Raw genomic sequence first — 9,262 nt, 5'->3', positions numbered from 1 at the left:
GCCGGCGCGCTGCGGCTCAAGCTCACCGGGCTGGCCGAATCCGAACAGGAACGCGCGCTGCTCGACCTGGTGCGCGGACAGGCCGCCGCCGTCCTCGGCCACGCCGGGGCGGCCGCGATCGCCCCCGGCCGCGGCTTCCTCGACCTCGGGTTCGACTCGCTCACCGCGGTCGAGTTCCGGACCGCGCTGGCCGCCGCGACCGGTCTCACCCTGCCCACGACGGTCGTCTTCGACTACCCGGCGCCCGACGCGCTGGCCAAGTACCTCCAGACCGAACTCGCCCCCGAGACCGGCGCGGGCGCCGCGGTGACCGAACAGATCACCCGGCTCGAAGCGCTGCTCGACGGGGCCGACCCCGGCGACGCGGAGATTGACGGACGGCTGCGACGGCTGGTTTCCGCCTGGGCGGCGAAACGGCCCGCGCAGGCGGACTTCGAAGCCGCGTCCCCCGACGACCTCCTCGCGCTGATCGACGACGAGTTCGGCCCGCGCTGAGACCCCCATCCATTCAGGAGCCGTGACATGCCTTCGGAAGAGCAGTACGTCGACTACCTCAAGCGGATGGCGGCCGACCTGCGGGAAAGCCGCCGCGAGCTGGCGGACGCGCGGGAGAAGGAGACCGAGCCCATCGCGATCGTCGCGATGAGCTGTCGGTTCCCCGGCGGTGTCCGCACCCCGGAACAGCTGTGGGAACTGGTCGACGGCGGCGGGGACGCGATCTCGCCGTTCCCGGCCGACCGCGGCTGGGACACCGACGCGATCCACGACCTCGACCCGTCCGTCCCCGGCACCAGCTACGTCCGTGAGGGCGGCTTCCTGCACGACGCGGCGGAGTTCGACAACGAGCTGTTCGGCATCTCGCCCCGGGAGGCCGAGGCGACCGACCCGCAGCAGCGGCTCATGCTGGAGACGGCGTGGGAGGCCGTCGAACGGGCCGGGATCGATCCGCTGTCGCTCAAGGGCAGCGCGACCGGGGTGTTCGCGGGTGTCGGGTTCACCGACTACGCGTCGCGGCTGACCGCGCTGCCCGAAGAACACGAGGGCTACCTCGGCATCGGAACCTCCGGCAGCGTGGTGTCCGGCCGCGTCTCCTACGCGCTCGGCCTCGAAGGGCCGTCGGTGTCGATCGACACGGCGTGTTCGTCTTCGCTGGTCGCGGTCCACCTCGCCGCTCGCGCGCTGCGGTCGGGGGAGTGCTCGCTGGCGCTGGCCGGCGGCGTCACGGTGATGGCGACGCCGGGCGCGTTCGTCGAGTTCTCGCGGCAGCGGGGGCTCGCGCCGGACGGGCGCTGCAAGCCGTTCGCGGCCGCCGCCGACGGCACGAACTGGGCCGAAGGCGCCGGGATGCTGGTGCTGGAACGCCTCTCGGACGCCCGCCGAAACGGCCACCCGGTCCTCGCGCTGGTTCGCGGCAGCGCGGTCAACTCCGATGGGGCCTCCAGTGGCCTGACCGCCCCGAACGGCCCGTCGCAGCAACGCGTGATCCGCGCCGCGCTGGCGAACGCCGGCGTCGAAGCGTCCACAGTGGACGTCGTCGAGGCGCACGGCACCGGGACCGCGCTGGGCGACCCGATCGAGGCGCAAGCCCTGCTGGCCACTTACGGCCGCGACCGGGAAACGCCGCTGTGGCTGGGTTCGGTGAAGTCCAACATCGGCCACACCCAGGCCGCCGCCGGGCTCGCCGGCATCGTCAAACTGGTCGAGGCGATGCGGCACGCCACGCTGCCCGCGACCCTGCACGTCGACGCGCCGTCCCCGCATGTGGACTGGTCGGCCGGGTCGGTCGAGCTGCTCGGCGAGGCCCGGCCCTGGACCGCGACGGACCGCCCGCGCCGCGCGGGGGTGTCGTCGTTCGGGATCAGCGGCACCAACGCGCACGTCATCCTGGAGCAGCCCTCCGACGAAGCCGCCGCGGACCGCGAGATCGTGGCTCCGCCGGTGGTTCCGTACGTGCTGTCCGGTGCTTCTCCCGCCGCCGTCCGCGCACAGGCCGCCGCTCTCCTGTCCACTGTGGACGAATCCGGCGCCGAGCCGGTCGACGTCGCGCTTTCCCTCGCCACCACTCGCGCCGGGATGGAGCATCGCGCCGTCGTGACCGGGGCGGACCGCGCCGAACTGGCCGCCGGTCTCCGCGCCCTCGCGGGCGGCGAAGCGGGCTCGGTCACCGGCAGCGACACCGCCGGACGCCTGGCCGTGCTGTTCACCGGCCAGGGCTCGCAGCGGCTCGGCATGGGCCGCCGTCTCCACGAATGCTTCCCGGTGTTCGCGCAGGCCTTCGACGAAGCCTGCGCGCACCTGCCCGGCGTCCGGGACGTCGTGTTCGGCGCCGACGCCGCCCGGCTCGACCGCACCGAGTTCGCCCAGCCCGCGCTGTTCGCTTTCGAGGTCGCGCTGTTCCGGCTCGTCACGTCCTGGGGTGTCAGCCCCGACTTCCTCGCCGGGCATTCGGTCGGCGAGATCGCGGCCGCCCACGTCGCCGGGGTGCTTTCCCTGGAGGACGCCGCTCGCCTGGTCGCCGCTCGCGGCCGGTTGATGCAGGCGCTGCCCGAGGGCGGCGCGATGATCGCGCTGGAGGCGACCGAGGACGAGGTCCGCCCGTACGTGTCCGACGACGTCGCCCTCGCGGCGGTCAACGGCCCGCGCGCGGTCGTCCTGTCCGGCGCCGAGGCGGCGACCGCCGCGGTCGCCGAACGCTTCCCGGGCCGCCGCACGACCCGGCTCTCCGTGTCCCACGCCTTCCACTCGGCGCTGATGGACCCGATGCTCGCCGAGTTCGCCGCCGTCGCGCGAACTTTGACCTACCGTGAGCCCACGATCCCGGTCGTCTCGACGCTGACCGGCGAGACCGCCGACCGGCTCACCGATCCGGAGTACTGGGCCGAGCACGTCCGCGGCACCGTCCGGTTCGCCGACGCGGTGGAAACCCTGCACGGCCAAGGCGTCACCACGTTCCTCGAACTCGGCCCGGACGCGGCTCTCACTCCGATGGGCCGCTCTGTCCTCCCTGATGGCGCCGTTTTCGCCGCGGCCCAGCGTAAGGACCGCGACCAGGCCGCCACGCTCGTCACCGCGCTGGGCCTGATCCACGCCCACGGCGCCCGCGTCGACTGGTCCGCCTACCTCGGCGGCAGCGGCGCCCGGATCGTCACGCTGCCGACCTATCCGTTCCAGCGCAAGCGTTTCTGGCTGGAAGACCCGGGCGCCGACATGGTCGCCGCCGAGGACGGCCGGTTCTGGTCGGTCGTCGAATCCGGCGACGTCGGCGAGTTCGCCGCCGAACTGAAACTGTCCGACGTCGAAGCGCCGCTCGGCACGGTTCTGCCCGCGCTGTCGCGCTACCGTCGCGCGCGGTCGCTGGCGGCCGAAGCGACGTCGCTGGCCTACCACGTCCGCTGGCAGCCCTTCACCCCCGCGACGACCACGGCCACCGGCCGTTGGCTGCTGGTCACCTCCGGCCGGGAGCACCCGTGGGTCGAGACCGCCTTTGAGACCTTGGCCGGTGCCGAGGTGCGGCGGCTGGTCGTGGAGCACCCCGACAGGGTGGACCTGCCCGACGAGTCCTTCGACGGAATCCTGTCCCTGCTGGCCCTCGACGAGACCGAAACCGATGGGCTGTCCTTCGGTGCCGAAGCCACGATGACGCTGGTCCGCGAGCTGGCCGCCCGCGCGCCGCAAGGTCCACTGTGGACGCTCACCCGCGGCGCGGTCTCGACCGGCGCCCACGACGCCCCCGACTCGCCCGCCCAGGCGCAACTGTGGGGCTTCGGCCGCGCGGCCGCGCTGGAGAACCCGCAGGCGTGGGGCGGTCTCGTCGACGTCCCGGCCGAGCCGGGGGAGAGGACCGTGGCCCTGCTGCGCGGCGTCCTCACCGGACCTCGCGGCGAGGACCAGGTCGCCGTCCGGGCCACCGGCGCGTTCGGCAGGCGGCTCGCCCACGCCGAGGCCACCGAGCCGAAGCGGTCCTGGCAGCCGCGCGGCACCGTGCTCGTCACCGGCGGTACCGGCGGACTCGGCGGGATCGTCACCCACTGGCTGGTCGAGCACGGCGCCGAACACGTCGTTCTCGTTTCACGTCAGGGACAAGACGCTCCCGGCGCGGCGGAATTGGCCGGGGATCGCATCACCATCGCCGCCTGCGACGTCGCCGACAAGGACGCCCTCGCGGCCGTCATCGAGCCGATCCGCGACGACCTCCGTGCGGTGTTCCACCTCGCCGGCGTGCTCGAACTCGGCCTCATCGAATCGATGGACCGCACGCGCTACGCCGACGTCCTCCGCCCGAAGGTCGCCGGGACGCGCAACCTCGAAGAGCTGACCGAGGGACTCGACCTCGACGCCTTCGTCCTGTTCTCCTCGATCGCCGCCTCCATCGGCAACGCGGTCCAGAGCGCTTACGGCGCCTCGAACGCGTACCTCGAAGCCGTCGCGCAACGGCGCCGCGCCATTGGTCTGCCCGCGACGTCGATCGCGTGGGGCCGCTGGGGCCGCGTCGGCATGGGCGTCGGCGCGGACCTCGACGAACTGCTCAGCGGACTCGGCGTCCCGGCCATGGCGCCGGAGACCGGTCTGGTCGCGCTCGGCCAGGCACTGGACCGCGACGAGACCGCGCTGACCGTCGCCGAGCTGACGTGGGAGAAGTTCGCCCCGCCGTTCGCGGCCTTGCGACCGAGCCCGCTGCTGGCAGACCTCCCCGAGGTCATCGCGATCGCCGAGGCCGAAGCCGCTCAAGCGGCCGAAGGTGCCGAAGCGGCCGACGCGTGGCGGACCCGCCTCGCCGGGCTGCCCGAGGCCGAACGCGAACGGGTCATCACCGAACTGGTCCTGACCCACACGGCCGCCGTGCTCGGGCACACCGACGGCGTCCCGGCCGGGCAGCAGTTCACCAAGCTGGGCATCGATTCGCTCACCGCCATCGAACTGCGCGGCCGGATCAACACCGAGACCGGGCTGGCGCTCCCGCCGACGATGGTGTTCGACCACGCGACCCCGGCTGCGCTCGCCGCGCAGCTGCTGGCCGCGTTGACCCCGGCCGAGCGGGAGACGCGGACCGTCGTCGCCGGACCGGCCGCCGCGGGCCAGGACGTCGCCGTCGTCGGCCTCTCCTGCCGCTTCGCCGGCGGCAGCGACACTCCCGAGAAGTTCTGGCAGAACCTCGTCCAGGGCAAGGATCTCGTGCGCGAGGTGCCGCCGGACCGGTGGACCGCCGCCGACTACTACGACCCCGACCGCACCGCGCCGGGTAAGGCGTACACGCAGCAAGGCGCGTTCGTCGACGACATCGCGGGCTGGGACGCGGCGTTCTTCGGCCTTTCGCCGCAGGAAGCGCGGCGGCTCGACCCGACCTTCCGCCTGCTCATGGAGCTGGTGTGGGAAGGCATCGAGGACGCCGGGCTCACCGCCGACGAACTGCGCGGCAGCCGCACCGGCGTGTTCGCCGGGCTGATCGACACCATGCAGTACAGCATGCGGCAGCTCGAAGCCGACGGTATGGACGCGGCCGACGACCCCTACTTCGGGCTCGGCAGCTCGCTTTCCGCCGCCGCCGGGCGCATCGCGCATCTGCTCGACCTGCGCGGGCCCTGCCTCACCGTCGACACGGCCTGCTCGTCGGCGCTGAGCGCGGCGCACCTGGCCGTGCAGAGCCTGCGGCGCGGCGAATGCGACATCGCGATCGTCGGCGCCGCGTCGGCGATGATCAACCCGGACGTCTTCATCCAGTCCTGCAAGATGAGCATGCTCGCCGCCGACGGCCGCACCAAGACCTTCGACGAGAGCGCCGACGGCTACGTCATCGGCGAGGGCGGCGGCGTCGTCGTGCTCCGCCGGGCGGGCGAGGTCGGCCAGGGCAGAAGGACGCGCGCGGTCATCCGCGGCACCGCGACCAACCAGGACGGCCGCAGCAACGGGCTCACCGCGCCCAACCGGGCGGCGCAGAACGCGGTCATCCGCGCGGCGCTCGCCGACGCCGGGGTGGCCCCCGACGAGGTCGGCTACGTCGAGGCGCACGGCTCCGGCACCCAGCTCGGTGACGCGATCGAGTTCACCGCGCTCGGCGAGATCTTCGGCGAGCGGAACGCTCCCGAGCCGCTCTACGTCGGCGCGGTCAAGACCAACGTCGGCCACACCCTCGCCGCGGCGGGAATGGCCGGCCTGATCAAAACCGTGCTGTCGCTGGAAAACGGCACCCTGCCCGGCAACCTGCACATGAGCACCCCGAACTCGGTGGTCACCGTGGACGGCACGGTCCGCCCGGTCCCCGAGGCGCGGCCCTTCCCGGCCAACGCCGCCGGGGTGCTGCGCGCGGGTGTCAGCTCCTTCGGCTGGTCCGGGTCCAACGTGCACTTCGTCCTCGACCAGGCCGCACCCGCGCCGACGGCCACTCCCGGCGTCGAATGGCAGCTGCTCACGGTCTCCGGCCAGAGTGAAGCCGGACTGCGTGCCAATGCCGAAGCGCTGGCCGAGAACCTGACCGGAGAACTGGCCGACATCGCCTTCACCACCCAGGCCGGACGTAGCGCCCTTCCGCTGCGCAAGGCCGTGCTGGTGCGCGACCACGCCGACGCCGTCACCGCGCTGAAGGCGGTCACCGGCGGTTCGGTCGTCACCGACAAGCGGCGCTTCGGTCTTCTGCTGCCCGGTACCCGTGGCGCGTGGCAGGGCACCACCGACGAGCTGTACCGCACCGAACTCGCGTTCCGTGCCGCGATCGACGAATGCGCGGCCCTGCTGGACGGCCGTGCCGACCTGCTCGGCGCGCTCTACGGCACGGCCGAGGCCGACGAGCGGGCCGTGGTCTTCGCCGTCGAGTACGCCTTCACCCGGCTGCTGGCCGCGTGGGGCCTCGAACCGGCCGTGGTGCTCGGACGCGGGACCGGCGAATGCGTCGCCGCCGTCGCGGGCGGGCTGTTCGGCCTCGCCGAAGGCCTCGAACTCGCGCTCGGCGGACCCGTCCCACAAGCGGGAACCCCGGCGGTGCCGGTGATCTCGCCGCGCACCGGCACGGTGCTCACCGCCGCCGAGGCCGCCGATCCGGCGCACTGGCGGATCGCGGACGACCGCTTCGAAGACGGCCTGCTGGCGCTGGCCAAGTACGCCGGAGTCCTGGTCGAAGCCGGACTCGGCGACGACGGCGCCGAAGCGGCCGGCCGCTACCTGCCGCAGACGCCGGTGGTCTCGCTGCTGCCGGAGCCGGCTGCGGGTATCGGACGACAGGCCTGGCTGACCGCGCTGGGCGCGCTCTGGGAGCACGGAGTCCAGATCGGCTGGGCGGACGGCGCCGGACCGGACCGCCGGTTCGTCTCGCTGCCCGGCTACCGCTTCCAGCGCACCCGCTACTGGCCCGAGGTCGCTTCTCGCGGTGGCGGCTGGTCGCTGTCGCAGATGTCCGCCGGTGAGCCGCAGCCGGAGACGCCGGTCCGCGACGGTCTGGCCGCGCACACGCCGACCTGGCGCCGCGACAGCACCCGGCGAGTACCCGCGACGCCGGGCGACCTGGTCCTGTTCGCCGAGCCGGGCGCGTTCGCTGACAGCTTCGCGGCCGCGGCGGAGGCCGCCGGGCATCGCGTCACGGTCGCTGCCGATGTGGATCGTCAGGCGCTCGCCGGGGAGGGGCCGCTGCGGATCGTGCACGCCCTCGGGCTCACCGCCAGCGGAATCGAATCCGGCTTCTACAGCCTCCTGGAGCTCGGCAAGGCCATCGGCGCCGAATGCGCCGGGCGCCGGGTCGACCTGCTCGCTTTGGGACACAACGGCTTCGACGTCCTTGGTGGGGACGCCACCGACGCCTTCGCCCCGACCATCGCCGCCACGTCCGACGCGATCGCCGCCGAGTACCCGCTGGTCCACGCGCAGTACGCGGACTTCGACCGCACCGGCGACAAGACAGCCCAAGCCCTGCATGAGCTCGACCTGCTCGCGGCGTCCACAGTGGACACCGTCGACGGGGTCGCCGTCGCCGCCTGGCGCGGCGGAAGGCGCTGGCTGCGCGGCTTCGACGTCGTCGAGCTGCCCGAGACCGAAGACTCGCTGGCCTGGAAGCCCGGCGGGACCTACCTGATCACCGGCGGTCTCGGTGTCCTCGGTCTCGCGCTGGCCAAGCGCCTCGCGCCGCTGGGCGTGAACCTCGCCCTGGCGGGCCGGTCCGAGCTGCCGCCGGAGGAGACCTGGGACGACTGGATCCGCGACCACGGCGTCGACGACCGCACGAGCGAAGTACTGCTGGCGGTCCGGGACCTGCGCGCCCTCGGCGCCGACGTCCTGACCCTGCGAGCCGACGTCAGCGCCCCCGGCGAGGCCGCCGCGCTGCTGGCGGAGGTCCGCGGCTATTTCGGTTACCTCGACGGCGTGGTGCACGCGGCCGGGATCGCCGGTGGCGGTCTGCTGCAGAACAAGACCCGCGAGCAGGCGGCCGCGGTGCTGGCGCCGAAGATCGACGGAACCCTGGCTCTGACCGACGCGCTGCGCGTCGAACCGGTCGACCTGCTGGTCCTGTACTCCTCGACGGTGACGCTCACCGTCGGTGTCGGCGAGATCGACTACTCCGCGGCCAACGCCTTCCTCGACGGGGTCGCCTCGGCCTCGGCGGGCGGGCGCGGTCCGGCGAAGCAGGTCGTGTCGGTCGCGTGGGGTCCCTGGCAGCTGGACGCCTGGACGGCGTCCGGGCTCTCGGGGTCCGCCGAAGCGCAGGAAGGCTCCCGCAAGTTCCGCGAGGAGTTCGGCATCGGCGCCGAGGAAGGCACCGAGCTGCTCTCGCGGATCGTCGCCTCCGGCGAGCCGCTGGTGACCGTGCTGCCGCTCCCGCTGACCGACGTGCTGGCCGCGCTGGCCCGGATGGGATCGGTCGACGCGCTGGTCGGCGCCGACGCCGCCATCCCCACCGGCGAGCGGTACCCGCGCCCCGAGCTGCGCACCGCGTACGTCGCCCCGCGCACCCCGGCGGAGGTGCGGGTCGCCGCCGCCTGGTGCGACTGCCTCGGCCTGGAGGAGGTCGGCGTGCACGACCCGTTCTTCGACCTCGGCGGCACGTCGCTGATCGGCCTGGTGCTGATCGGCCGCGTCGCCAAGGAGTTCGGCGTCGAACTGGCCCCGGCGAGCCTGTTCGAGAAACCGACCATCGCCGAGTTCGTCACGCTCCTCGGTGAACCCGGCGCTCCGCAGGCGGCCGCCGAACCCGCCGAAGACGTCTCCGCCCGCGGCGAACGCCGCCGCGCCCGCACCGCGAAGCTCCGCAAGCGCCCGAGCCGGACCGGAAGGTGAACCACCC

The 9,262-nt window shown here is 73.4% G+C and carries 2 protein-coding genes; both read left to right on the top strand.

Features of this window, described 5'->3' with window-relative positions; genetic code table 11:
• The coding region (locus tag CFP71_RS30885; RefSeq protein ID WP_143267217.1) for an acyl carrier protein at positions 1-495 on the top strand (495 nt) is incomplete at its 5' end.
• 27 nt (positions 496-522) lie between these two features.
• A complete protein-coding gene (locus CFP71_RS30880) occupies positions 523-9,255 on the top strand; it encodes a type I polyketide synthase (RefSeq protein ID WP_093937480.1) in 8,733 nt (2,910 codons plus the stop codon).
• The last annotated feature ends 7 nt before the right edge of the window (positions 9,256-9,262 follow it).

It is taken from the genome of Amycolatopsis thailandensis, from assembly GCF_002234405.1.
Taxonomy (GTDB): Bacteria; Actinomycetota; Actinomycetes; order Mycobacteriales; family Pseudonocardiaceae; genus Amycolatopsis; species Amycolatopsis thailandensis.
Note: the sequence above shows the minus strand (reverse complement) of the source record. Positions and strands in the feature narration are given on the sequence as shown.